Origin of the sequence: Hoyosella altamirensis (genome assembly GCF_014191505.1) — a bacterium.
In the GTDB taxonomy this organism is placed as follows: Bacteria; Actinomycetota; Actinomycetes; order Mycobacteriales; family Mycobacteriaceae; genus Hoyosella; species Hoyosella altamirensis.
The window spans coordinates 670,889-696,683 of the sequence record NZ_JACHWS010000001.1; the positions used below are offsets into that span (position 1 = coordinate 670,889).

The window sequence follows — 25,795 nt, forward strand, 5'->3', positions numbered from 1 at the left end:
ATTCGGACCTACGCTGGTGACCATGACCGACAAGCGTGATGACGCCAGCGATCCGCAGCCGTATGACGCCCCAGCCACGGCCCCCAGTCCGTTCGACCAGAACACTGAGGAGATTCCGGCGAAGGGCGCTGCTGACGCGGATTCTGGCCCGGCGACGGAAGCGATGCCCACCGTGCAGCCTGACGACCAGAGTGGGGATTTCGGCGATGCCGCCGGCGGCAGTGACACAGCACCTGGCTTTGCCTGGTCACGGCCGGGAACAGAGACAGGGGCGGCAACCGAACCTGTGGCTACGCCGGGCGAGTATGGCGCGCAGGTGACGCGCGGACGTCCTCCGCGCCCCTCAGCCACGGCTGGCTACACTCCGCTCGTTGACGACGACGACCTCGGTCTTCGCGAGTCTGAAGCCACTGAGCAAATACCAGTTCAGGACCCGGCCCCGCCGCAGGCATACAGCAGTGCTCACACCGAAATCCTAGAGAGGCCCGAAGAGATGTCGTATGTTCCTGGCGGTCCGGGTGCTGCGACAGGTCCGTTTGCGTCCCAGCAGCCCTATGGCGAGCAGGACCCGTGGGGGGCCGGTGCGGCCGGTGCACAGTCTGCCTACAGTCCCATGCAAGAGGACATGCAGCGAGAACCAGTCGCGGTCCCGCCCGCGCAAGTAGTCCCGGAGGGGCGCGGCACACTCGAATTCGGTTTGTTCATTCTGCGCTTGCTGATCGGTGGCGCCCTTATTGCTGATGGCGTGCGCCACCTGCTTGGGCAGTCCGGTGGGCTCGGCATGGGTGGCCTTGAGACGCTGTTCGCCGACGCGGGCTATCAGTCCGCCAGCATCGTCGCGATCGCGGTGATGAGCGCCCAGATAGGCGGTGGCCTGCTCCTGCTCCTGGGACTTGCGACACCCGTCGGTGCGGCGGTGTCCGTCGCAGCGCTGATGAACGTCTGGCTTGCTCACCAAACCGCAGAGCCGGGCTTACAGGGCATCGGCACGCCCGAACTGGAAGTAGCGCTCGTGCTCGCTGTCGCCGCGGGTGCGCTCGCACTCACCGGCCCCGGACGCATCAGTATGGAACGCAGTGCAGGATGGTCGACACGGCCACGCTGGGGATCGAGTGTGCTTCTGTTCCTCGGCATTGTCGGTGGCGCGTGCGCGTGGATTTTCCTCAGCGGCCAAGTCTGATCTATCCGCTGGGAATCGGGAAGGATTCTCCCTCGCCAAGAGGGAAAATCCTTCCCGATTGTGTTTCCGGGTCAGCGGACCTCGCGCACCGCACCGCGGTCGGCCGACGTGGCCAAAGCGGCATAGGCGCGCAGCGCGGTGGTGACCGGACGCTGGCGCTCGCGCGGACGCCAGGGGCGTTCTGTCGCCTCCATCTTGGCGCGCCGCTCCTCGAGCACATCCTCGTCGATAAGCAGCGCGAGTGTGCGGCTGCGTATATCGATCAGGATCTGGTCCCCATCCTCGACGAGGCCGATTGCGCCACCTGCGGCCGCTTCTGGCGACATGTGTCCGACGGAGATGCCTGAGGTCCCGCCAGAGAAGCGTCCATCGGTGATGAGCGCACATTTCGCGCCCAGCCCGGCACCCTTGAGGAATGCCGTTGGGTGCAGCATTTCCTGCATGCCTGGCCCGCCCGCGGGGCCCTCGTACCGGACGACGAGGATGTCCCCGGGCTGGATCTCGCGCCGGAGAATGACGCTGACTGCTTCTTCCTGGCTCTCGACCACGCGCGCGGGCCCCTGGAAGCGCCACAGCGCCTCGTCGATTCCGGCTGTTTTGATCACGGCGCCATTCGGTGCGAGGTTCCCGCGGAGCACAGCAAGCCCGCCGTCCTTCGTGTACGCGTGTTCCACGTCCCGAATGCATCCGCCTTCTGCGTCGATATCGGGGGAGGCCCAGACGTTCGACGTGGAGAAGGGTTCGGTCGTGCGGACTCCGCCAGGTGCGGCAAGAAAGAGTGCCCGTGCTTCCTCACTCGCCTGCGGTGAGCGGATGTCCCAGGCGTCGAGCCATTCACCCATCGACGGGGTGTGCACGGTGCTGAGAGAGTCGTCGAGCAGACCGCCGCGCCGCAGCTCACCCAGAATGGCGGGGATCCCGCCAGCGCGATGAACGTCCTCCATGTGGTAATCGGAGTTCGGTGAGACCTTCGCGAGGCAGGGCACCTTACGGCTGATCGCATCGATGTCTTCGAGGGTGAAATCGATCTCGCCTTCTTCAGCGGCGGCGAGGATGTGCAGAACGGTATTCGTTGACCCGCCCATTGCCACATCGAGCGCCATTGCGTTGCCGAAGGCGGCCTTGGTTGCGATGTTGCGCGGCAGGACCGACTCGTCGTCGTCGCGGTAGTACCGGGCAGCCGCATCAACGATGACTTTTCCGGCACGGGTGAATAGCTCGCGACGGTACGCATGCGTCGCAAGAGTCGAGCCGTTGCCTGGCAACGCGAGGCCAAGCGCCTCGGTGAGGCAATTCATGGAGTTGGCGGTGAACATGCCGGAACAGGAACCGCAGGTCGGGCAGGCGGACCGCTCGACTTCATCGAGCCCAGCATCGTCTACCGCGGGGTTGGCACTCGCGGAGATCGCGGTCACGAGGTCCGTGGGCGCGTGCGCCACGCCGTCGACGACGACGGCTTTGCCTGCTTCCATCGGCCCGCCGGAGACGAAAACGGTCGGTATGTTGAGGCGCATCGCTGCGTTGAGCATTCCCGGTGTGATCTTGTCGCAGTTCGAGATGCACACCAGCGCATCGGCGGTGTGCGCGTTGACCATGTACTCAACTGAGTCGGCAATGATTTCCCGGCTTGGCAGCGAATAGAGCATGCCGCCGTGGCCCATGGCGATGCCGTCGTCGACGGCGATGGTGTGGAACTCGCGCGCGACTCCACCCGCTTCGCGGACCGCCTCAGCAACGATCTCGCCGAGATCCTTGAGGTGCACATGGCCCGGTACGAACTGGGTGTACGAGTTGGCGATGGCCACGATCGGCTTTCCGAAATCGGAGTCGGTCATACCGGTCGCACGCCATAGGGCGCGGGCGCCGGCTGCGTTTCGGCCGACGGTTGTTGTGCGGGATCTCAAGGGCGGCATGGTGCTGAGTACCTCGTTGTCGGGAAAGTGGGGAACCAATCACTCTAGGCAGCGTCAGTTCCGGGCTCGATCTATTTTTGGGCGGACGCGTGCAGGTCGGGGATCCGGCCGCCGCTGAGAGGTGTGATCTTAGGCAAGTCATTGAACGTCACGGCGGGCAGAGGTACTGAGCTTCCGTCGTGGAGGACTGCCCGGGCTGACTTGTACTTCGGGAAGGTGAGCCCTTTGATGTCGCTCCAAGAAATGTGACGTGTGCCGCGCAAGGTTCGTACATCAACGGCGCTCTCAGATACCCTTGTACGGACTCGCAAAATCCAGATTGCGAGAACAATCGGGATTGCGCCGAGCCATCCGAACAGGACGGGCTGGGCACTCGCCGGGACAGCTACACACACAGCGAGGAGGAGGACTCCCAGCAGCGTCAGGCGCGAGATGCGGATGGTTTGTACCGGCCGTTCTCGCTGCGGCAGCGGGCCTTGTGGTTCTGCTGGCTTTACTGAGTCTGCTTCGGGCACCCCTCCATACTCGCATCCCGGTCCAAACACCCCCGTCCAGGCATCCCGAAATGTGGGATGCAGGGATGAATCAGATTGACGCCAGGAGCAGGTCTTCATTAGCGTCGGTCGCGTGAACATAACTGCGGTACTCGTAATCGGCTTGCGCGTCGTCGCCTGAGTCGTTTTCGAACGTATCCGCCAGCACGACGCGCACCCTCGTTCCGCAGAGACCTGCGAGCGGGGGTTTTTTCGTGCCCGCAGTAGCATGTGGAGTGATCCAGATCACGGCACGAACCGAGGATTGCCGGAACCAACAAGAGGAACTTGCAGTGAGTGCACCGACAGCACGGCCAACGCCAGGCCCGCAGCCAGGACATTCCGCCGCGGGACACGCTTCCGCGCGGCAGAGTGAGGCCAGTGGTGCCCAGAGTGGGCAGCGCACCGACACAGGAGTGGGGGCGACGCCGGCCAGTTTGCCGACGACCCGTCCCGGAGCGCCTGAACGAATGACCGGAGCCCAGGCGGTCGTACGATCGCTTGAAGAGCTACACGCGGACATCGTCTTCGGTATTCCCGGCGGCGCGATCCTCCCGGTATACGACCCGATGCTTGATTCCAAAAAGGTGCGCCATGTGCTTGTGAGGCACGAGCAGGGCGCCGGTCACGCCGCGACTGGGTACGCCCAGGCCACCGGCAAGGTCGGTGTGTGTATGGCGACGTCAGGACCCGGCGCCACCAACCTCGTCACCCCACTTGCGGACGCCTACATGGATTCGGTGCCGATGGTCGCGATCACAGGCCAGGTCGGCCGCCCGCTCATCGGTACGGACGGCTTCCAGGAAGCCGACATCGCCGGTATCACAATGCCGGTGACCAAACACAACTTCCTCGTCACGGAAGGCGACGACATCCCGCGAGTGATGGCTGAAGCCTTCTACCTTGCTTCAAGCGGACGGCCCGGACCGGTTCTCGTCGACATTCCCAAGGACGTGCTGCAGGGCGACATGAACTTCGTCTGGCCGCCAGAGATGCGACTGCCCGGATATCGTCCGGTGACCAAACCCCACGGCAAGCAGGTGCGCGAGGCTTCCCGCCTGATCGCTGCCGCGAAGAAACCGGTGCTGTACGTCGGCGGCGGTGTTATGAAGGCAGAAGCCTCGGAACAGCTGCTGAAACTCGCGGAGCTGAGCGGCATCCCCGTCGTCACCACGCTGATGGCGCGCGGCGCCTTCCCAGACAGCCACGACCTGAACCTCGGCATGCCCGGTATGCACGGCACCGTCGCGGCGGTTGCGGCACTGCAGCGCAGTGACCTCCTTATCACTCTCGGTGCGCGGTTCGATGACCGTGTCACCGGGAAGCTGTCGACTTTCGCGCCAGATGCGAAGATCATCCATGCAGATATCGACCCAGCCGAAATCGGCAAGAACCGCCACGCCGATGTGCCCATCGTCGGTGACTGCAAGGAAGTCATCGTCGAACTCACCGATGCGATCGCGTCGGACCGTCAGACCGGCCGTGTCCCCGACATTTCCGAGTGGTGGAAGTACTTGAGCGGTGTGCGGGAAACGTACCCGCTGAGCTACGGTCCGCAGAGTGACGGTTCACTGTCGCCGGAGTATGTCATCGAGCAGCTCGGTAAGCTCGCCGGTCCGGAAGCCGTGTACGTGGCTGGCGTCGGCCAGCATCAGATGTGGGCAGCGCAATTCATCCGCTACGAAAAGCCGCGCACCTGGCTGAACTCAGGCGGTCTCGGGACCATGGGGTACGCCGTTCCTGCTGCGATGGGCGCCAAAATGGGCGTGCCCGACACGGAAGTGTGGGCGATCGACGGTGATGGCTGCTTCCAGATGACCAACCAGGAACTCGCCACCTGCGCGATCGAAGGCGTGCCGATCAAGGTTGCGCTCATCAACAACGGCAACCTCGGCATGGTGCGTCAGTGGCAGAACCTCTTCTACGAGGAGCGGTACTCCAGCACCGATCTCTCCACCCACTCCCTGCGCATCCCGGATTTCGTCAAGCTGGCCGAGGCCCTCGGCTGTGTGGGCATTCGTGTCGACAAAGAAGAAGACGTCATCCCCGCCATCAAGAAGGCGCAGGAGATCAACGACCGCCCGGTCGTCATCGACTTCATCGTCGGCGCTGACGCTCAGGTGTGGCCAATGGTCGCTGCAGGCACCAGCAACACAGAAATCATGGCCGCCCGCGGCATCCGGCCACTGTTCGACGAAGACGAGTCGGCCGGGGAGTCGCCGGCGAAGCTCCACAGCGTCATTCAGACTGAAGACCAGGCTGTCGCATACCGGGAGCAGCAGCGCAAACAAAGTGCAGAAGGGGACGACACCAAGTGAGAACTACGCACACGCTCAGCGTTCTCGTCGAGGACAAACCAGGCGTGCTAGCACGAGTGGCGTCCCTGTTCTCCCGCCGGGGGTTCAACATCGAGTCCCTCGCGGTCGGACCGACCGAAATCAAGGGCATGTCGCGGATGACCATCGTCGTCATCGTCGATGAACAGCCCCTTGAGCAGGTCACCAAGCAGCTGAACAAGCTCATCAATGTCCTGAAGATTGTCGAACAGGACTCCGAGAACTCGGTGGCTCGTGAACTTGTTCTGATCAAGGTCCGGGCTGACACCGCTTCACGCGCGCAGGTAATCGAAGCTGCACAGCTCTTCCGGGCGAAGATAGTTGACGTATCGCCAGAATCGCTCACTATCGAAGCTACCGGCACCCCGACGAAGCTCGAAGCCCTACTCAAGGTGCTCGAACCTTTCGGAATCCGGGAGCTCGTCCAGTCAGGCGTCGTCGCTTTGGGGCGCGGTCCCAAGTCGATCAGCGCGACCCGCTAGCCTCATCCGGGGTGTCGCCTTCAGAAAATTGGTATTCAAGGCGGTGCCCCGGATACATCGTTTAACCGTGTGCGGCGCGATCGCCCGTACCTCACTAGTGCAGAAGGGAATTCACACGTGGCCGTCGAGATTTTCTATGACGACGATGCCGACTTGTCGATCATCCAGGGCCGCAAGGTGGCCGTTATTGGATACGGCAGCCAGGGACATGCGCACTCGCTGAGCCTTCGGGACTCAGGTGTCGATGTGCGCGTCGGCCTCAAGGAAGGCTCGAAGTCCCGGGCAAAGGCAGAGGAACAGGGTCTGCAGGTCCTCACCCCGGCAGAAGCTGCCGAGTGGGCTGACGTGATTATGATCCTGGCGCCGGACACCGCCCAGGCTTCGATCTACACGAACGACATCGAGCCGAACCTCAAGGACGGTGACGCGCTCTTCTTCGGTCACGGTCTGAACATCCGCTTCGGGCTGATCAAACCGCCCGCTGAGGTCACTGTTGCGATGGTCGCGCCGAAGGGCCCGGGCCACCTCGTTCGCCGTCAGTTCGAAGACGGCAAGGGTGTACCCGCGCTCGTCGCTGTCGAGCAGGACCCGAAAGGTGAAGGCCTCGCCCTCGGCCTCTCCTACGCAAAGGCGATCGGCGGCACCCGTGCGGGTGTCATCAAGACCACCTTCGCTGAGGAAACCGAAACCGATCTGTTCGGTGAGCAGGCTGTGCTCTGCGGTGGCACAGAGAAGCTGGTCCAGACCGGCTTCGAGGTGCTGATCGAAGCTGGCTATGCACCTGAAATCGCCTACTTCGAGTGCCTTCATGAGCTCAAGCTCATCGTTGACCTTATGTACGAGGGCGGAATCGGACGGATGAACTACTCCGTCTCCGACACTGCTGAGTTCGGCGGGTACCTCTCGGGACCGCGTGTCATCGATGCGGACACCAAGTCGCGGATGCAGGACATCCTGGCTGACATCACGTCAGGCAAGTTCGTCGAGCGCCTCGTGGCGAACGTCGAGAACGGCAACAAGGAACTCGAGCAGCTGCGCAAAGAAAATGCGGAGCATCCGATCGAGGTCGTTGGCGCAAAGCTTCGCGGTCTGATGAGCTGGGTTGACCGGCCGATCACCGAAACCGCCTGATCAAGCACGACATAAGCAACGGGGCGTCACTCACTGAGAGTGACGCCCCGTTTGTCGTCTCAGAACGGGAACGGTTAAGCGCCGATTAGATCGGCCGGAAGCCCGCTCCCGGTCCGCCCGCGACAAATGCATCCGCAAGAACGGCTTCCATATTGATGCTGATCTTCGGTCCGACACACGGGACCAGGAAGTAGGCGCTGACCAGGCCGATCAACTGCGTGCCTCGAGTGACTGGGCCGCCGGAGTCGCCCTCAGACACGCACACCAGCCCCCATGTCTCGTTGTAGACAGGATCAACGAACACGGAAATTCCGCAGGTGTGGCCAGTGGAGCGGCCTTGCTTGCACACCAGTTCCGGGAAGTGCGCTGGCCCGCCGGTACCCGTGATCGTGGTGGGTCCAACCGTGCGGACGGGGTTCACACGGGCTGGGTCGAACACGATCACCGCGTAGTCGAGGATGCCGTTGGTGCGGGCAATGTTGCCCACAACACCGGCGCCTGGTGTCGCTTCCGCGGTGACAGGGGCGCCCGGTCCGCCGCAGTGGCCCGCGGTGAAGCCAACGAGGCGGCCGCCGTTGTCGTAACCAATGGTTGTCAGGGTGCACAGGAAGTCGCCTCCGACGACAATCCCGGAGCCACCGCCGAGGGTGGCTCGTGCCTGCTGCGCCTGGGCGGCGGGGAGGCTCATGAAAAGTGCCGCGAAGACGGCGACACCCACGATGAGGAACCGTTTCATCCAGCCACCCCTAGTCTCATGCCTGGCCGCAGCAGCTCTTTGTCCGCTTTCAAGCGACGTGTCAACTATCACAGGCTGAGCGTACGTGACCGGATCGATATGCAGTTGTAATTGGTTGGCCTTAGTACTTGGTACGGATCCGTCCGGCCCCGCACGTTTCCGCTATGTGAGATCTGGGGCCGCGGTGTGGAATGTGGTAGGGGCGCAGACTAGGCTATCTGCGGTCAGCGTGAACGCCGAGTGCACCTTACGTAGTGCGGGGCAGCCCGGCGCACGCAATTAACGAGTCTTTTGAGCACTGAATGAGGAGAGTTCGCACGTGACACCATCTGGCCGTCCGGTAGTTCTGATCGCGGACAAGCTCGCACCGTCCACCGTCGACGCGCTTGGTGGTGATGTAGAGGTCCGCTGGGTTGATGGCCCGAACAAGCCGGCCCTGCTCGAAGCCGTTGCCGACGCTGACGCGCTGCTCGTCCGGTCCGCGACGACGGTCGATGAGGCAGTTCTCGCCGCAGCGCCAAAGCTGAAGATCGTGGCACGCGCCGGTGTCGGTCTCGACAACGTCGACGTTCCCGCAGCCACGGCACGCGGTGTCATGGTGGTGAATGCTCCAACGTCGAACATCCACAGCGCTGCCGAGCACGCATTCGCGCTGCTGATGGCCACCGCGCGCCAGATTCCCGCCGCCGACCTCACGCTGCGTGGCCGTGAGTGGAAGCGCAGCAGCTTCAACGGAACCGAGATCTTCGGAAAGACCGTGGGCGTAGTGGGTCTTGGGCGTATCGGTCAGCTCTTTGCACAGCGGGTCGCTGCCTTCGAGACGAACGTCATCGCCTACGACCCTTACGTTTCCCCTGCCCGCGCCGCTCAGCTGGGCATTGAACTTGTCACTCTCGAGGAGCTTCTCGAGCGCGCCGACATGATCTCGATCCACCTTCCGAAGACGCCGGAAACCAAGGGCCTGATCGGCGCGGCGGAACTCGCGCGCACCAAGAAGGGCGTCATCATCGTCAACGCCGCACGCGGCGGACTCATTGATGAGAGCGCCCTGGCCGACGCCATCAAGAGCGGCCAGGTGAAAGCTGCCGGCATCGACGTGTTCGCTACTGAACCGTGCACTGATAGCCCCCTGTATGACCTGCCCCAGGTCGTCGTGACGCCCCACCTTGGAGCCTCGACGTCCGAGGCTCAGGATCGTGCGGGTACGGACGTCGCGAAGAGTGTTCAGCTCGCGCTTGCGGGCGAGTTCGTGCCGGACGCCGTGAACGTCGCTGGCGGACCAGTGGCCGAGGAAGTTGCGCCGTGGCTCGAGATTGTGCGGAAGCTCGGTGTACTCGCCGGGGTGCTGTCACCAGAGCGGCCGGCGAGCGTTCTGGTGGATGTGCGGGGCGAGCTCGCGAGCGAAGATGTCGACATTCTCAAGCTGTCGGTTCTGCGTGGCCTGTTCTCTGCGGTTATCGATGATTCGGTGACGTTCGTGAATGCTCCCGCGATCGCCGAGGAGCGCGGTGTCAAAGCTGAGGTCACGACCACGGCGGAGAGCCCGAATCACCGCAGCGTTGTCGATGTCCGGATCGTGCTCAGTGACGGTGACATCATCAACGTCGCGGGCACCCTGACCGGCCCGGCCCGCGTCGAAAAAATCGTCAACATCAACGGCCGCAACTTCGACATGCGCGCTGAGGGCATCAACCTTCTCATCCACTACGACGACCAGCCTGGTGCTCTCGGTAAGATCGGCACCCGCCTGGGCGAGGCCGGTATCAATGTTCTCGCTGCTCAGCTCAGCCAGGACACGGACGGTCCCCGCGCCACGATCCTGCTTCGTATCGACCGTGACGTTCCGCAGGAGGTCCGGGATTCGATCGCTGCTGGAGTCGCCGCGTCGAGCATCGACGTCATCGTGCTGGACTGATCGGGGACCACGAAATGAAACTCGCAGTGATTCCAGGCGATGGAATCGGGCAGGAAGTCATCGCCGAAGCCCTCAAGGTGCTCAAGGTTGTCGCTCCTGACGCGGAAACAGCGGAGTTCGATCTCGGGGCGCGCCTTTACAACCGGACCGGTGAGATTCTGCCGGAGTCAGTTCTTGAGGAAGTCCGCGGACACGACGCCATCCTGCTGGGCGCCATCGGTGATCCCTCGGTCCCGCCAGGGGTGCTCGAACGCGGCCTGTTGCTGAAGCTCCGCTTCGCGCTCGACCACCATGTGAACCTCCGCCCGTCGAAGCTTTACAGCGGGGTGATCGGGCCGCTCGCCGGTAACAAGCCTGTCGACGTGGTTGTCGTACGCGAGGGCACTGAAGGCCCTTACATCGGAAACGGTGGCGCCCTGCGGACCGGTACCCCCAACGAGGTCGCGACCGAAGTCAGCGTCAACACTCGTTTCGGGATCGAGCGGGTCGTCCGGTACGCGTTCGATCTCGCGATGACGCGGCGCAAGCACCTCACCCTCGTCCATAAGACGAACGTGCTGTCTTTTGCCGGGGCATTGTGGTCGCGGACGGTCGACGAGGTCGCGAAGGAATACCCCGAGGTAGAAGTGGGGTACCAGCACATCGATGCAGCGACGATCCACCTCGTGACCGACCCAGGCCGATTCGACGTGATCGTCACCGACAACTTGTTCGGCGATATCATCACCGATCTTGCCGCAGCGGTGACGGGAGGCATCGGTCTGGCCGCGAGCGGCAACATCGATGCGAGCCGGGCGAACCCAAGCATGTTCGAGCCGGTCCATGGCAGCGCGCCGGACATTGCAGGCCAGCAGAAAGCGGATCCTACGGCCGCGATTCTGTCGGTAGGCCTGCTGATGTCGCATCTGGGTGATTCCGCCGCAGCGGAACGCATCGATGCTGCGGTCGCGGCGGATCTGGCGGCACGTGAGTCCGGAACCGGTGCTTCGACGAGCGAGATCGGTGACCGGATCGCGGCGGCCATCTAGGGCTGCGATAACAGATTCACCCCAAACGGGACAGGCTCAGAGGAAAGAACCTCTGAGCCTGTCCCGTTTCTTGTGAGACTCTGGGATGCTCACGTGCGTGAGCCGATAGAGCGCGGCACCACGGGCGCCGCGATCAGCGCGCAAGCGGCTGCAAACGCGAATGTGGCGGGAAAACCTACGGCGGTGATCGTGGCACCGAAAGCGGGCGGTACAGCGGCAGCGACGGCGTTCTGGGCCGTGTTGTGGACGCTGAGTACCCGACCGCCCCAGAATGGCCCTGCAATCTCGGCTGCCGCTGTGAACGCGACACCGTTGTCGGCGACCGTGATGACGCCGGCGGCTACGAGGAGCACGATGGCAATCGACATGCCACGCAGATCGGTCAGTGCGAGCGCACCCATCGTGACGGCGGCGGTGACAGCGATGATCCGGATGGGCGCGGTCCGACCATGCGCCCGCCGCGACGCGGCCACCGGCTCCAGCGAGCTGGATCGCGCCAACAAGCAAACCCGCGGTGAACGCGGACCATTCGCGTTCCGTCATCAGCCAGACGAGCGCGAAACTCCAGATCGTGAACTGCGGAATTACTAGCAGTACTGCACTGGCGTGAATGCGGAGCAGGCCGGTGTGCCGTGCGTATGGGTGTTTGCGCAGTTCACTGAAGTGGGGTGAGGTTCGCGACGGCCGCTGCGGATCCGTCACCCAGAGCGCGGTGGCTGCGGCCGCGAGAAGCGTTAGCGCAGCGGGAATCGCTAGCGCCGCGGCGACACCAAATTGCGCTGCGACGGTCGGTATCGACACCGCCGCGGTAGCGACGCCGAGGGGCTGTGCCATCTGGCGGATACCCATCGCTGTGCCACGCCGGTGCACTGGGAACCATCCGATGACGAGGCGCCCGCTCGCCGCGTTGGCGCTGCCAGCAGCCATGCCGCCCGCAAGCAGGATGCCAGCGAGTGCCACCGGGCCGGAAGTCTCGATACCCTCGCCGCGAATCAATTGGTACAGAAGTGGTCCGGCCATTGCTGCTGCGCCCGCGCTCAGCCCGATCATCAGAGTTATTCGTTCGCCCGCCCGGTCGACCAGTAAGCCCCACAACACGAGGGTGAGCATGAGTCCCGCTGTTGTCATTGCGGCGACGGTTCCCGCTGCGGCAAGCGTCAATCGATACTCGCCGTTGGGGTCGCTGAGGGCCGGAATGAGAAATGCTCCACTGGCCACGATCACGGATGACGCTAATTGAGCGGCTGTGCTTATCGCGAGGATGAGCCAGGCTCGCCTGTCTTGCACACCTGATTCAGTCATCGCACACCTCAAATCCCGAATAATGGGACACATTTCCCGAAATATGGATGGTGTCAACTGTACCTGAAGTGCCGGGGCGGACGGCTTCACGGCACCCGCTAGGCTCGTCACCATGCGTCTTGGTCGAATTGCGAGCCCTGATGGTGTTGCCTTTGTCGCGGTTGACGGCGACGAATCCGACGCCACCGTCCGTGAGATTGCCGAGCACCCATTCGGCACCCCCACCTTCACTGGGAGGGTGTGGAAACTGTCAGACGTGCGGTTGCTCGCCCCGATCCTGTCGAGCAAGGTCGTCTGCGTAGGAAAGAACTATGCTGCCCACGCTGCCGAAATGGGTGGCGATGCCCCAGAACAACCAGTGATCTTCATGAAACCGTCGACGTCGATCACCGGACCCGGTGCCCCCATTCAATTACCAGCGTCGTCTGAGGAAGTGCATTACGAAGGCGAGCTGGCCGTTGTCATCGGTCGTCCCTGCAAAGACGTTCCGGCGGCACGTGCGCGTGATGTCATCCTCGGCTACACCGTCGCCAATGACGTCACGGCGCGCGATTTGCAACGTAAGGACGGCCAGTGGACACGGGCGAAGGGTTTTGACACCTTCTGTCCGCTCGGTCCCTGGATTGAGACTCAGATCGATCCAGGCGATCTCCGCATCACCACCGAACTTGACGGTGCGACCGTGCAAGACAGCCGGACATCCTTGCAGATCCACAGAATCCCGGACCTGGTCGAATGGGTCTCACGCGTGATGACGCTACTGCCGGGAGACGTCATCCTCACCGGCACGCCGGAAGGCGTCGGACAGGTGCGTGCCGGCCAGACCGTTTCCGTGACGGTCGAGGGAATCGGTACGCTTTCCAACCCGGCGGTTCTTCGCGAATCCTGATTGGCACTCCCGAACACGAAGTGAGCTATGACTACAGCTGAAACCCCTGTCCGCGTCCGTTTCTGCCCCTCACCTACGGGTGCCCCGCACGTCGGTTTGATCCGCACCGCTCTTTTCAACTGGGCATTCGCTCGGCACCACGGCGGAACCTTCGTTTTCCGCATCGAGGACACTGATGCGGAGCGCGACAGCGAAGAGTCGTACAACGCACTCCTAGACGCCCTCCGCTGGCTTGGTCTCACGTGGGACGAGGGGCCTGAGGTGGGCGGACCCTTCGCGCCCTACCGTCAGTCCCAGCGTCGCGACCTGCACCTCGAGGTCGTGGAGAAGCTCCTTGCAGCGGGGGAGGCGTACGAGTCGTTCTCCACGCCAGAGGAGGTTGAGGCCAGGCATCGTGCAGCCGGGCGAGATCCCAAGCTCGGGTACGACAACTTCGATCGTGACCTCACTGAGGACCAGCGCGCAGCATTCAGGACTGAGGGACGCCGGCCGGTGGTGCGGCTGCGTATGCCGGACCACGACCTTACGTGGAACGATCTAGTGCGCGGCGAAATCACCTTCAAGGCAGGTACGGTGCCGGATTTCGCGCTGACACGAGGTAGCGGAGATCCGCTGTACACACTCGTGAATCCGGTCGATGATGCCGCTATGAAAATCACTCACGTGCTGCGTGGTGAAGATCTGCTTTCGTCAACGCCGCGTCAGATTGCGCTGTACGAGGCGCTGGAAAGGGTCGGTGTCGCGGACCAGGTGCCCCGCTTCGGCCACCTTCCGTACGTGATGGGGGACGGCAACAAGAAGCTGTCCAAACGCGATCCCCAGTCGAATCTGTTCTTGCATCGCCAGCGCGGCTTTATCCCGGAAGGCCTTCTGAACTACCTTGCGCTTCTCGGGTGGGGGATCTCCGGGGACCGGGACATTTTCACACTGCCGGAGATGGTCGAGTCTTTCGAGATCGGTGACGTCTCGGCCAACCCGGCCCGCTTCGACCAGAAGAAGGCCGATGCGATCAACGCTGAGCACATCCGCCTGCTTGCACCTGCTGACTTCGCGCAGCGGCTCCGGACATACCTGGAGCAGCACCACGACCTGCCTGCTGACATCGACGAAGCTGATTTCGCTGCCGCCGCCGACTTGGTACAGACGCGCATTGTGGTTCTCGGCGACGCCTGGGCACTGATGAAGTTCCTGTATGTGTCCGACACCGAATTCTCCGTCGACCCAGCGGCAGCGGCAAAAAACCTCAAGCCGGAATCCGCGACGGTGCTCGACGCGGCTATTTCAGCGTTGGGTGACCTTGGCGAGTGGTCAGCCTCACATATCGAGGCAACACTGAAATCGGCACTCATCGACGGTCTCGAGCTCAAACCGCGGCTGGCTTTCGGTCCGGTCCGCGTCGCAGTGACCGGCTCCCACATCAGTCCGCCCCTTTTCGAGTCTCTCGAGCTGCTAGGGCGCGACAGGTCGCTCTCCAGACTCCAGATGGCCCGAGAAAATCTGAAATAAGCTGCACGTTTGGAAATTCGGGGACTGGGTTTGCTAACCTGTTCTCCGGCCTGGGGCGGTAATGCTTCGCTCGCGATGAGAAACCGTTCCAGGGCATTGGGGTATGGTGTAATTGGCAACACAGCTGATTCTGGTTCAGCCATTCTAGGTTCGAGTCCTGGTACCCCAGCAACAGGGTGACGAGCGATTTTGCAGGCGCGCCCTGGCCAGTTATGCTGGCTGAGCCTTCTGGCTCATGGGCGAAGTTGTGACGACTTCCTCCAGTCCTGGCCCCGTCGTCTAGCGGCCTAGGACGCCGCCCTCTCAAGGCGGTAGCGCGGGTTCAAATCCCGTCGGGGCTACAAAAAGACCCTCATCTCGGTTTTCGAGGTGAGGGTCTTTGATTTTTCCTTGTAGGTTTCTGTTATAGACGTTTCTGTATCGCGTCCGCGGCGGCGAGCAAATCTGCAGCCCACCGGGCACCAGGTTTCCGGCCCATCCGGTCGATCGGTCCGGAGACAGAAATTGCCGCTATGACGGTTCCTGTCGCGTCCCGGATCGGGGCGGCCACGCTGGCAACGCCCGACTCCCGTTCCGCGATGCTCTGTGCCCACCCGCGGCGGCGCACCTCTATCAGCACCCGTTCGGTGAACTGCGCCTCAGGCAGAACTGCTCGCTGTGTGGTGATGTCCGCCCAGGCGAGGAGGACCTTCGCGCCCGATCCGGCGGTCATCGGCAGCCGGGCGCCGACGAGTACCGTGTCGCGCAGGCCAGTCGGTGGTTCCATCGCGGCGACGCACACCCGTTCTATGCCTTCGCGGCGATAGATCTGGACGCTCTCGCCAGTGATCTCCCGTAGCCTTGGCAGTACGAAGGATGCGGCGTCGATTAGCGTGTCACCAGCCGTGGCCGCAAGTTCGGCAAGCGCCGCGCCCGGAACCCATTGGCCCTTCGTGTCGCGCGCGAGGAGTCGGTGCACCTCAAGGCCGACTGCGAGTCGATGTGCCGTGGCACGGGGCAGGCCGGTTCGCTCGCACAGAGTGCTGAGGGAACAGGGCTCCTCCGCGACTGCGTGGAGTACGGCCACCGCTTTGTCCAAAACGCCAATACCGCTATGCTGTCTCACAAGACGATATTAACGTTCCGAATGCTGAGATTCTAGTGGTGGCGGAGAAGTTCCCCACCCGGGACAATGAGATCGGTGGATCCACGGACCGGCCAGCCCATGAATTCCGGTCCATTGGGGTCCTCTGGGATGAGGGTGAGAAATGGCAAGCGAATCTCCCGTGGGCGGTGCAGCAGTGGAGCAACGCCCCCGCACCATGGCTGAGAAGGTTTGGGAAGAGCACGTCGTCGTGCGAGGCTCCGGAGAAGGCGAGTCTCGCGAACCAGACCTGATCTACATCGACCTTCACCTCGTGCACGAGGTGACTAGTCCGCAGGCATTCGACGGCCTCCGTCTCGCTGACCGTCCGGTCCGCCGCCCAGACCTCACGATCGCGACCGAGGATCACAACGTTCCGACTGTGGGCATCGACAAGCCCATCGCGGACCTCGTTTCGCGTACGCAGGTGGAGACACTGCGCAAGAACTGTGAAGAGTTCGGCGTCCGCCTGCACCCGATGGGTGATATCGAACAAGGCATCGTTCACGTAGTCGGACCGCAGCTAGGGCTGACACAACCGGGCATGACCATCGTCTGCGGTGATAGTCATACCTCGACGCATGGCGCTTTCGGCTCCATCGCCATGGGCATCGGCACGTCCGAGGTCGAGCACGTGCTCGCGACTCAAACGCTGCCGCTGCGCCCGTTCAAGACGATGGCGATCAATGTCGATGGCCAGTTGCCTCCTGGTGTCACGAGCAAGGACATCATTCTCGCGGTGATCGCCAAGATCGGCACGGGCGGGGGACAGGGTTACGTCCTCGAGTACCGTGGCGACGCGATCCGCTCGCTGTCGATGGAAGCCCGAATGACGATCTGCAACATGTCGATCGAAGCCGGCGCTCGCGCGGGCCTGATCGCTCCAGATCAGATCACATACGACTTCGTCAAAGGACGTCCGCACGCCCCGCAGGGCGCCGACTGGGATACCGCCGTCGCCGCGTGGGAGCAGTTGAAGACCGACGAGGGCGCGCAGTTCGACCAAGAGGTGTACATCGACGCGGCGGCACTCACGCCATTCGTGACATGGGGCACCAACCCTGGCCAGGGAGTGCCGCTCGGTGAGGCAGTGCCCGATCCAGAGTTGTATGGCGACGAGGGCGCTAAGCAGTCCGCATACAAGGCCCTTGAATACATGGACCTGACCCCGGGCACTCCGATGCGTGACATCGCTGTGGATGCCGTGTTCATCGGGTCGTGCACGAATGGCCGGATCGAGGATCTTCGTGCCGCAGCGGAGGTCCTGAAAGGTCGCACAGTAGCCCCGGGTGTGCGCATGCTCGTCGTGCCTGGCTCGATGCGCGTACGAGCGCAGGCTGAAGCTGAGGGTCTTGGAGCGATTTTCGAAGCAGCGGGCGCTGAGTGGCGGAGTGCGGGCTGCTCCATGTGTCTCGGTATGAACCCAGATCAGCTCGCGCCCGGTGAGCGGTGTGCGTCGACATCGAACCGGAATTTCGAGGGGCGACAGGGCAAAGGCGGTCGCACGCACCTCGTTTCGCCGCTCGTTGCCGCTGCAACCGCTGTCAAGGGCACGTTCGCAGCGCCTACAGACCTGGACTGACTACTTCTCGAACCTGAGGACAACTGATGGAAGCTTTTTCGACCCACACAGGGATCGGCGTGCCTTTGCGGCGCTCCAATGTCGACACCGACCAAATCATTCCCGCCGTCTATCTCAAGCGGGTAACACGAACAGGGTTCGAGGACGGCTTGTTCGCCGCCTGGCGAAATGATCCGTCGTTCATTCTGAACGTGCCCCCGTATCAGCAGGGTTCAGTACTTGTAGCCGGGCCGGATTTCGGAACGGGCTCATCCCGAGAACACGCCGTCTGGGCGCTGTCGGATTTTGGGTTCCGGGTCGTGATCTCCTCGAGATTCGCCGACATTTTCCGCGGGAACTCCGGCAAGCAGGGGTTGCTCGCCGCTCAAGTTGAGCAGTCTGACGTTGAGCTCCTTTGGAAAGCCCTCGAGGAACAGCCTGGCCTTGAGGTGACCGTGGATCTCGAGTCAAAGACGGTTAGTGCGGGAACTCTCATGGTGCCCTTTGATATTGATGACTACACACGGTGGCGGTTGCTCGAAGGGCTCGATGATATTGGCCTTACGCTGCGTCATGCTGACGCGATCGCCGATTTCGAGAGTCAGCGTCCAGCATGGAAACCAAAAACCCTTCCGGCGCGCGCGGAAAATTAATTCCCGCAATAGGGACTAATTTCTGCGAACTCCGCACACGAGATTTGCCGTGGCACATAGACTCTTGAGGAACACGGGTAAACCGTGAGACTTTGGCCGGTCCGAATGGGGCCACATTGTGCGGAGGCTATCCATGAACAAAGCGGATCTCGTCGATGCCCTCACCCAAAAACTGGGGACAGATCGGCGCAGTGCATCGCAGGCAGTTGAGACGTTCGTCGACTTGATCGTGCGAGCAGTACATGCGGGAAAAAGCGTGACAATCACCGGATTTGGTGTGTTCGAGCAGCGGAAGCGTGCCGCCCGTGTGGCACGAAATCCGCGCACCGGAGACACCGTCCGTGTTGAACCGACGAGTGTGCCGTCCTTCCGGCCGGGCGCTCAGTTCAAGGCGCTGGTGTCCGGCACCGCTGAACTGCCGGCCGAGGGGCCGGCAGTGAAGCGGGGAGCAGGTGCGTCGGCGGACGAGGAAAAGGCGCCGCTGCCGCGGGCCGCCCGGAGCACCGTCGCGAAAGCGCCCCGCCGTGCGGCATCGGCAAAGGCGGTGAGCGCCAAGGCCGACTCATCGGGTGCAGCGGCGAAGGCTCCCGCAAAGAAGGCCGCCGCCAAGAAGAGCACCGCTGCGAAGTCGACCCCCGCTAAGAAGTCGACAGCGGCGAAGTCCACGGCAGCGAAGTCGACCGCGGCGAAGTCCACGGCTACGAAGTCGACCGCGGCTAAGTCAACGGCGGCGAAGAAGACTACGCCTGCGAAGTCGACGGCTACGAAGTCAACGGCGGCGAAGTCGACAGCGGCGAAGAAGACTACGCCTGCGAAGTCGACGGCTACGAAGTCGACCGCGGCTAAGTCGACGGCAGCGAAGAAGACTACGCCTGCGAAGTCGGCGGCTACGAAGTCGACGGCAGCGAAGAAGACTACGCCTGCGAAGTCGACGGCTACGAAGTCAACGGCGGCGAAGTCACCCGCAGCAAAGAAAACCACGGCGGCGAAGAAGACCACCGCTAAGAAGACGACCGCGGCCAAGAAAACGACTACGGCCAAGAAGACGACGCGCGCCCGCAAGAGCGCAGCACCGAGCGAGGGCAGCGGGTCAGAGACGTAGTCGCTGACTCGGTTTGCTGGACCAGGCGAGAGTCGAAGCACGGGTTACGGGCAATCGCGCCACTCATCGTGACGCATCTCCCCGCGGCCCGTGCTTTTGCGTGTCGTGTGCAGCGGTTGACGACTCGCCTCGGAGACTTCAGTCCCCGAGTGGAGAGTCCAGGTAGTCGGCGCTCAGCAACCGTCCGTCGAGCATGGTGAGCGCCCAGAGGCTCCCTTTGCGGTTCTTCGCGGGCGGCAGGGTTATCGAACTCCGCTCCGCGAGCCAATCGAGTAGCCCGGGGATGACACCACCCTGACTGCACACCGCGTGTACGCCAGGGAGACGTGAGATCTCGAGCAGGCGCTCGTTGCTGGCCTTCGGTTTACGAACGTATTCCTCTTCTGACATGGTCGGCTCAATGATGACCGCGTTGCCTAGCTCATCCGCGGTGGGAGCCATCGTCTGGATGCAGCGCGTTCGGTCTGCCGAATGGACGTCAGTGACACCGTAGGCGAGAAGATGCGGCACCAGAGCTTCAGCTTGTGCTCGGCCAGCGGCGTCGAGGGGACGCAGGTTGTCATCCTCAGGGAAGTCGCCCCGGCGACCGGCCTTGCCGTGACGGATGACGATCAGGGTGGTGACGTCAGCGGACAACTCAGCGAACTTCTTGAGAACGCGCCGGTCAAGGTTGTACGTCACGGTTTTGGGAGCTTTCGCCAATGGCACCCAGAGGAGTTCGTCGACCTCACCGTTGGGAGTGAACTCACCCGAGAGCGCCTCAGCCGACCAATAGTCAACTTCCTTCCGGCGCGCATCCGTAAGTGGGTAAGACACTCTGATGAGGTGACGGCCAAGCCTCGGGGTGAAGCCTGTTTCTTCCGCGATTTCGCGCGCCGCGGCGACAACCGGCGTTTCACCGGCGTCGAGTTTTCCTTTCGGCAGCGACCAATCGTCGTACCTCGGTCGGTGGATCACCGCGATTTCTACGCCTCCGCGCACCGTGGGATTGCGCCGCCAGAGGACGGCACCAGCGGCGAGGACACTCGATTTGCTGCGCTTCGTGGACACTACGCTCATAGGGGCAAGCGACCTCACTGCGCCTTATGGCGACGAATGAGTTCGTCTTGATGGTCCCGGACTTGTTCACCGTCAGCAGGGGCCGCGATCCAGTTGCTGTCAGCCTGCAAAATCCAGCACCGTGTTGTGGGATCGAGAGCGGATTCGAACAGCTCATCAAGCTGCGTGGTGCTCTTGGGGTCGCGGACCCGCACGAGTACTTCAACCCGACGGTCAAGATTGCGGTGCATCATGTCCGCGCTGCCAATCCAGAACTCATCGCAGCCCTGAAAATGCATGATGCGCGAGTGCTCGAGGAAGCGCCCGATAATTGAACGCACATGAATGGTCTCGCTCAATCCAGGTACGCCAGGCTTGAGCGCACAGATGCCGCGGACGACGATTTCCACTGGCACGCCGGCCTGAGAAGCTTTGTAGAGGCCGTCGATGATTTGTTCATCGACGAGAGCGTTCGCTTTCAGCCGGATCCGCGCTGGACGCCCGGCGCGGTGGTGCGCGATCTCATCGTCGATCCGCTGAAGAATGCCAGACCGGACGCCTGTCGGCGCGACCAGCAAGTTGCGGTACTGCTCGACCCGGGAATACCCGGTCAGCGAGTTGAACAGATCGGTCAGGTCCGCACCGATGTCGGGCGCTGCCGTCAACAGGCCCACGTCCTCGTAGAGGCGAGCGGTCTTGGGGTTGTAGTTGCCGGTGCCAATGTGGCAGTAGCGGCGGATCGTCGAGCCTTCGCGACGAACCACGAGGCACGTCTTGCAGTGCGTCTTCAGGCCCACCAGCCCGTAGACGACGTGCACGCCTGCCTGCTCTAGTTTGCGTGCCCACTTGATGTTCGCTTGCTCGTCGAATCGCGCCTTGATCTCGACGAGCGCGACAACCTGTTTGCCCGCTTCCGCGGCATCGATGAGCGCGTTGATGATCGGGGAGTCGCCCGACGTGCGGTACAGCGTCTGCTTGATCGCGAGAACGTTGGGATCCGCAGCAGCCTGCTCGACAAAACGCTGAACGCTGGTAGAGAACGAGTCATACGGATGATGAACGAGCACGTCGCCCTCCCGAAGCGTGGAGAACACACTCTTCGGGGTTTCGCGCTCGCCGAACGCGGGGTGAGTGGCGGGCACGAACGGCTTGTCTTTCAGGTTTGCCCGGTCCACGCTGTACACTTGCCAGAGACTCGACAGGTCGAGTAGGCCCGGGACATGGACGACGTCTGCGGGATCCACGTCGAGTTCGCGGAGGAGGAGGTCCAGCATGTGCTCGGTCATATCGTCGGAGACCTCGAGCCGGACCGGTGACCCGAAACGGCGACGGGCAAGCTCGCGTTCGAGCGCCTGCAACAGGTCTTCGTCGCGGTCCTCTTCAACTTCGAAATCAGCGTTGCGGGTGATGCGGAACGCGTGATGCTCGACGACTTCCATGCCGTGGAACAACACGTCAAGGTGCGCCGCGATCAGTTCCTCGAGGGGGAGAAACGCGACACCTTCACGATCCTCGAGGCTCACCTTCACGAAACGGGCGACGTTATCGGGCACCTTCACGCGCGCGAAGTGCGTGCCAGCTGCGCTGTCACGCACCGTAACAGCCAGGTTCAGGCTGAGACCGCTGATGTAGGGGAAGGGATGTGCCGGGTCGACAGCGAGCGGGGTCAGTACCGGAAAGACATGCTCGTGGAAGTATTTCGACAGATCTACGCGGTCGCGTTCACTGAGGTCTGCCCAGGCGATGATGGAGATCCCGTTTTCGGCGAGCGCGGGCCGGACCTGATCGAGGAAAACACGGGCGTGCTTTTCTGCGAGCTCTTGGGTGCGTTTCGCGACGAGCGAGAGCTGCTCCCGCGGTGAAAGGCCGTCAGCTGACCGCACTGAAAGGCCTGTCTCGTCGCGCCGTTTCAGGCCCGCGACTCGAACCATGTAGAACTCGTCGAGGTTCGATGAGAAGATCGCGAGGAACTTCGCCCGCTCCAGCAGCGGAATGGAACTGTCCTCCGCGAGGCTGAGAACGCGTGAGTTGAAGTCGAGCCAGCTCAACTCACGGTTGAGGTACCTATCGGGTGGCAGCGCTTCGGCGGCCGCCTCATCGGACGTCGCAGCGGGCGGAGCTGACGGGATAACGTGGACGGGCTCGCCAGCACCTCCGGCCCCATTGCCCGCAACCTCAACAGCTTCTGAGGCGAACGAACCCGCGGACGCGGAATCGGGTTCCTGGGACGTATCTGTCACTGCCACGGAGCCGCTTTTCGGCTCGGTGGTTCGTTCGCTACGGTTCACTCTTCGATCATTTCAAATTGTGGCAGGACAGCAAGCCAGAGCGGCAACTCCGTCCTAAACTTTTCGTGTCTCGCAGGTAAAGGTTCCGGTGCACATCGCGCGTGTTACCGCCGCGCGTGTCCACTTTCCGGCACCAGCATCGAGTGCTGCTTCGAGGTCTTCTGGGGTGTCAACGTCGCAGCGCAGCCCGGCTAGTTCGCCGGCCGCGGCGGCGGCCCCCGCCTGCAGATGGCGTATCGCGGAGCTTTCTCCGAACTGTGGGGCGAACATCACACCCTGTGGCATAAAGAGTCCGGTGGTGCCGTAGCCGTGCCGATCCGCCACGAAGATCGGAGACGGCGAACGGCGCATGTCGCCGATGACTGCCGTGATGTCGTGAGCACCGAGCGCGGGCAGATCCGCGTGCAGCACGCCGATCGCGTAATTCGCTGCCTCCCTGCGGATTGTGTCGGCCGCGCCAGCGATGACCGCGTTGAGGCGGGAATCAGCGATGGTGCCGGTAGGGATCCGTTTCGTTGCGCTGCCGAGAAGTTCTGCGTCATCGAGCACTGAGACGCCGTATTCGCTGGCAATATCGGCAATCTCGGACCGGTGGCCGATGAGAGTCACTCCGTTGACGTCGGCGCACGACCTCACTGCGGACAGGGTGTCACGCAACATCGCCTCAGCGATGCGGCCGCGGTCTTCTGGGCCGAGGGCAGAGCTGAGACGCGACTTGGCATGGGCGAAGGGCTTCACCGGGATGAGGATCCATGTGGCGCTCACAGCACCACCATAGGCGTTAGCCGGCAGCGCCGGTGTCTTACTTACCCCGCGATGCGCGTTGCCGACTGGCAGAATGCGTGAGCAGAGGTGAAACAACCCCAGAGTGACATGCCGCGGGCAGCCACGAACATCGGAGGTAGATCACGTGACTAAAGCAGCAGTGATGGGTTCGGGCTCATGGGGGACCGCGTATGCGAAGGTGCTCGCTGATGCGGGTACCGATGTCATGATGTGGGCCCGTCGCGCGGAACTCGCCCAATGCATCGAGGAACGTAACGAGAATCGTGACTACCTCCGCGGGATCATCCTGCCGGAACGTCTGCACGCCACCGCTGATCCTGCTGCTGCTCTCGAAGGCGCCGACATCGTCGTGCTTGCGGTGCCGTCTCAGACGCTGCGCACCAACCTTGTGGCCTGGAAGGAAATGCTTCCGCCGGACGCGACGCTGATGAGCCTCGCGAAAGGTATCGAGATGGACACTCTGCTGCGGATGAGCCAGGTCATCACGCAGGTCACCAAAGCTGATCAGTCACGCGTCGCGGTGCTTTCCGGGCCCAACCTTGCGCGCGAGATTGCCGAAAGTCAGCCAGCCGCGACCGTGATCGCCTGTCCCGATTCGTCACGGGCAATTGCGCTGCAAAAGGCCTGCCACACAATGTATTTCCGTCCATACACCAACGCGGATGTCATCGGATGCGAAATTGGCGGGGCATGCAAGAACGTGATTGCGCTCGCATGCGGCATGGCAGCGGGTGTGGGCCTCGGCGTGAACACGGTCGCATCGATCATCACGCGGGGTCTCGCGGAGATAACACGGCTCGGTGTCGCGCTCGGCGCCAATCCGGCGACGCTGGCGGGCCTCGCGGGCGTCGGCGATCTCGTCGCCACCTGTACATCATCGCTTTCCCGCAACCGGAGTTTCGGGGAGGCGCTCGGCCGCGGAGGATCGATGGCAGAGGCGCAGGCTGCGACGCATGGACAGGTAGCTGAGGGCGTGAAATCGTGCACCTCGGTGCAGGCGCTCGCAAACAGCTATGGCGTCGAAATGCCCCTGACGAATGCGGTGCACCAGGTGTGCCATGAGGAACAAGAGGTGCTCGATGCGGTCCAGCAACTTCTTGGGCGCAGAATGAAGCCTGAGTAACACCTTGCAGGTGCCCGCGCGCCGTGGGGGCGGTCCCAGGTAGCGTCTCAAGAGTGACGAGTGAACGAATCCGTGTAGCCGTAGTGTTCGGTGGCCGCAGCAGTGAGCATTCCGTTTCCTGTGTTTCAGCGGGAAGTGTTTTGCGCCATATCGATCGGGATCGTTTCGATGTTGTTCCGATCGGAATCACTCCGGAGGGTGCCTGGGTGAACGGCGGCACCGACCCCGACACGCTCGTCATCACATCAGGCTCGCTTCCCGAGGTATCCGCGGGAGGCGGCGAACTTGCGTTGTCGGCGTCGCCGGCCCGGCGCGGAGCGGTGATCTCACTTGACGGAGACCAGGCTGGTGGTGAACTCGCTGCAGTTGACGTGGTTTTCCCGGTTCTGCACGGTCCTTATGGTGAGGACGGCACTATTCAGGGTTTGCTGGAGCTGGCGGGCGTTCCCTACGTGGGTGCGGGCGTTCTGGCGAGCGCGGGCGGGATGGACAAGGAATTCACCAAGAAGCTCCTTGCTGCCGAAGGCCTTCCCGTCGGGCGCCAGATTGTGCTGCGGCCGGGGGTCAAGACACTCACCGATGACCAGCGTGGCTACTTGGGCCTGCCAGCTTTCGTTAAGCCCGCGCGCGGGGGCTCGTCCATCGGCATCTCGCGAATCACGACGTGGGACGATCTCGACGCTGCCGTAGATGAGGCGCGCCGCTACGACCCCAAGGTGATCATTGAGGCGGGCGTCGTCGGACGAGAAGTCGAATGTGGAGTGCTCGAGTTCCCGGATGGCAGGGTAGAAGCAAGCGTCGTGGCGGAGATCAGACTGCCCGACACCCACGGTGGTGACGCTGCGGGCGGGGCGTTCTATGACTTCGAAACGAAGTACATCAACGACGTCACGGAATTCGACGTACCGGCGAATCTCGACGACGCGATGACCAGGGAGATCCAGCGCCTCAGCGTGGCTGCATTCACCGCTCTTGACTGTCAGGGCATTGCGCGTGTCGATTTCTTCATCACCGATGACGGTCCACTCATCAACGAAGTCAACACGATGCCCGGGTTTACGTCGATCTCGCTTTACCCGCGTGTCTGGGCAGCATCCGGTGTCGAGTACCAGGAGCTGATTTCAACCCTGATCGATACCGCGATTGCCCGGGGTATCGGTCTGCGATAGC

Annotated in this window: 20 protein-coding genes, 2 tRNA genes and 1 pseudogene; 15 read left to right on the forward strand and 8 right to left on the reverse strand. The window is 62.7% G+C overall.

Features of this window, described 5'->3' with window-relative positions; all coding sequences use genetic code 11:
* Positions 1–22: 22 nt before the first annotated feature.
* A complete protein-coding gene (locus tag FHU29_RS03260) occupies positions 23–1,180 on the forward strand; it encodes a DoxX family membrane protein (RefSeq protein WP_064440146.1) in 1,158 nt (385 codons plus the stop codon).
* A 71-nt stretch (positions 1,181–1,251) separates the two neighbouring features.
* Here FHU29_RS03260 and ilvD read toward each other — a convergent pair whose 3' ends face one another.
* A complete protein-coding gene (ilvD, locus tag FHU29_RS03265; protein WP_064440147.1) occupies positions 1,252–3,093 on the reverse strand; it encodes a dihydroxy-acid dehydratase in 1,842 nt (613 codons plus the stop codon).
* Between the two features lie 71 nt (positions 3,094–3,164).
* The gene (locus FHU29_RS03270) at positions 3,165–3,608 is read right to left on the reverse strand and encodes a PH domain-containing protein (RefSeq protein ID WP_064440148.1); all 444 of its coding nucleotides are present in this window, start codon (positions 3,606–3,608) and stop codon (positions 3,165–3,167) included.
* Between the two features lie 311 nt (positions 3,609–3,919).
* Here FHU29_RS03270 and FHU29_RS03275 point away from each other — a divergent pair, with 311 nt between their 5' ends.
* The 3 genes from FHU29_RS03275 to ilvC all read left to right on the forward strand — a co-directional run bounded on the left by FHU29_RS03275 (position 3,920) and on the right by ilvC (position 7,575).
* Entirely contained in the window at positions 3,920–5,944 is a 2,025-nt protein-coding gene (locus FHU29_RS03275) for an acetolactate synthase large subunit (RefSeq protein ID WP_064440149.1), read from the forward strand.
* Positions 5,941–6,444: an acetolactate synthase small subunit gene (gene ilvN, locus FHU29_RS03280; RefSeq protein WP_064440150.1), complete on the forward strand. Its 504-nt coding sequence runs from the start codon at positions 5,941–5,943 to the stop codon at positions 6,442–6,444. The genes FHU29_RS03275 and ilvN overlap by 4 nt, the downstream gene beginning before the upstream one ends.
* Positions 6,445–6,561: 117 nt before the next feature.
* Entirely contained in the window at positions 6,562–7,575 is a 1,014-nt protein-coding gene (gene ilvC, locus FHU29_RS03285) for a ketol-acid reductoisomerase (protein WP_064440151.1), read from the forward strand.
* An 85-nt stretch (positions 7,576–7,660) separates the two neighbouring features.
* On the opposite strand, the gene FHU29_RS03290 is transcribed toward ilvC, so the two are convergent.
* Positions 7,661–8,311: a chymotrypsin family serine protease gene (locus FHU29_RS03290; protein WP_064440152.1), complete on the reverse strand. Its 651-nt coding sequence runs from the start codon at positions 8,309–8,311 to the stop codon at positions 7,661–7,663.
* A 319-nt stretch (positions 8,312–8,630) separates the two neighbouring features.
* Here FHU29_RS03290 and serA point away from each other — a divergent pair, with 319 nt between their 5' ends.
* Both serA and FHU29_RS03300 read left to right on the forward strand, forming a co-directional pair.
* Positions 8,631–10,226, forward strand: a complete 1,596-nt coding sequence (gene serA, locus FHU29_RS03295; protein ID WP_064440153.1) for a phosphoglycerate dehydrogenase — start codon at positions 8,631–8,633, stop codon at positions 10,224–10,226.
* 14 nt (positions 10,227–10,240) lie between these two features.
* Positions 10,241–11,254 carry a 3-isopropylmalate dehydrogenase gene (locus tag FHU29_RS03300; RefSeq protein WP_064440154.1) on the forward strand — a complete coding sequence of 338 codons (1,014 nt, stop codon included), beginning with the start codon at positions 10,241–10,243 and terminating at the stop codon, positions 11,252–11,254.
* Positions 11,255–11,290: 36 nt separating this feature from the next.
* Here the strand turns inward: FHU29_RS03300 and FHU29_RS03305 are convergent, their stop codons facing one another.
* Positions 11,291–12,556, reverse strand: a complete 1,266-nt coding sequence (locus tag FHU29_RS03305) for an MFS transporter (RefSeq protein WP_341478958.1) — start codon at positions 12,554–12,556, stop codon at positions 11,291–11,293.
* A 112-nt stretch (positions 12,557–12,668) separates the two neighbouring features.
* On the opposite strand from FHU29_RS03305, the gene FHU29_RS03310 reads away from it, so the two are divergent.
* The 4 genes from FHU29_RS03310 (at position 12,669) to FHU29_RS03325 (ending at position 15,292) form a co-directional block, all read left to right on the forward strand.
* On the forward strand, positions 12,669–13,445 hold the full coding sequence (locus tag FHU29_RS03310; protein ID WP_064440155.1) for a fumarylacetoacetate hydrolase family protein: 777 nt from the start codon (positions 12,669–12,671) through the stop codon (positions 13,443–13,445).
* A 27-nt stretch (positions 13,446–13,472) separates the two neighbouring features.
* Positions 13,473–14,951: a glutamate--tRNA ligase gene (gene gltX, locus FHU29_RS03315; RefSeq protein ID WP_064440156.1), complete on the forward strand. Its 1,479-nt coding sequence runs from the start codon at positions 13,473–13,475 to the stop codon at positions 14,949–14,951.
* A 97-nt stretch (positions 14,952–15,048) separates the two neighbouring features.
* Positions 15,049–15,120 (forward strand) — tRNA-Gln (locus FHU29_RS03320).
* A gap of 99 nt (positions 15,121–15,219) precedes the next feature.
* Positions 15,220–15,292: transfer RNA gene (locus FHU29_RS03325), tRNA-Glu, on the forward strand.
* A gap of 62 nt (positions 15,293–15,354) precedes the next feature.
* On the opposite strand, the gene FHU29_RS03330 is transcribed toward FHU29_RS03325, so the two are convergent.
* Positions 15,355–16,056 carry an IclR family transcriptional regulator gene (locus tag FHU29_RS03330; RefSeq protein ID WP_041451129.1) on the reverse strand — a complete coding sequence of 234 codons (702 nt, stop codon included), beginning with the start codon at positions 16,054–16,056 and terminating at the stop codon, positions 15,355–15,357.
* 142 nt (positions 16,057–16,198) lie between these two features.
* On the opposite strand from FHU29_RS03330, the gene leuC reads away from it, so the two are divergent.
* The 3 genes and pseudogenes from leuC to FHU29_RS03345 form a co-directional block, all read left to right on the forward strand.
* The gene (leuC, locus tag FHU29_RS03335; RefSeq protein ID WP_064440157.1) at positions 16,199–17,656 is read left to right on the forward strand and encodes a 3-isopropylmalate dehydratase large subunit; all 1,458 of its coding nucleotides are present in this window, start codon (positions 16,199–16,201) and stop codon (positions 17,654–17,656) included.
* Positions 17,657–17,682: 26 nt separating this feature from the next.
* Positions 17,683–18,288: a 3-isopropylmalate dehydratase small subunit gene (gene leuD, locus FHU29_RS03340; RefSeq protein WP_064440158.1), complete on the forward strand. Its 606-nt coding sequence runs from the start codon at positions 17,683–17,685 to the stop codon at positions 18,286–18,288.
* A 133-nt stretch (positions 18,289–18,421) separates the two neighbouring features.
* Positions 18,422–19,114: pseudogene (locus FHU29_RS03345) on the forward strand (HU family DNA-binding protein); the annotation flags it as partial.
* Positions 19,115–19,528: 414 nt separating this feature from the next.
* On the opposite strand, the gene FHU29_RS03350 reads toward FHU29_RS03345, so the two are convergent.
* The 3 genes from FHU29_RS03350 to cofC form a co-directional block, all read right to left on the reverse strand.
* Positions 19,529–20,449 carry an NUDIX hydrolase gene (locus FHU29_RS03350; protein ID WP_064440160.1) on the reverse strand — a complete coding sequence of 307 codons (921 nt, stop codon included), beginning with the start codon at positions 20,447–20,449 and terminating at the stop codon, positions 19,529–19,531.
* 14 nt (positions 20,450–20,463) lie between these two features.
* Positions 20,464–22,557 carry an RNA degradosome polyphosphate kinase gene (locus FHU29_RS03355; protein ID WP_064440344.1) on the reverse strand — a complete coding sequence of 698 codons (2,094 nt, stop codon included), beginning with the start codon at positions 22,555–22,557 and terminating at the stop codon, positions 20,464–20,466.
* A gap of 213 nt (positions 22,558–22,770) precedes the next feature.
* Complete coding sequence (cofC, locus tag FHU29_RS03360; protein WP_064440161.1) at positions 22,771–23,481, reverse strand: 2-phospho-L-lactate guanylyltransferase; 711 nt, start codon at positions 23,479–23,481, stop codon at positions 22,771–22,773.
* Between the two features lie 145 nt (positions 23,482–23,626).
* Here cofC and FHU29_RS03365 point away from each other — a divergent pair, with 145 nt between their 5' ends.
* Both FHU29_RS03365 and FHU29_RS03370 read left to right on the forward strand, forming a co-directional pair.
* Positions 23,627–24,625, forward strand: coding sequence for an NAD(P)H-dependent glycerol-3-phosphate dehydrogenase (locus FHU29_RS03365; protein WP_064440162.1), 999 nt, complete (start codon positions 23,627–23,629; stop codon positions 24,623–24,625).
* A gap of 53 nt (positions 24,626–24,678) precedes the next feature.
* Positions 24,679–25,794 (forward strand): D-alanine--D-alanine ligase family protein, encoded by a 1,116-nt coding sequence (locus FHU29_RS03370; RefSeq protein WP_064440163.1) that lies wholly within the window; start codon positions 24,679–24,681, stop codon positions 25,792–25,794.
* Position 25,795 lies beyond the last annotated feature (1 nt).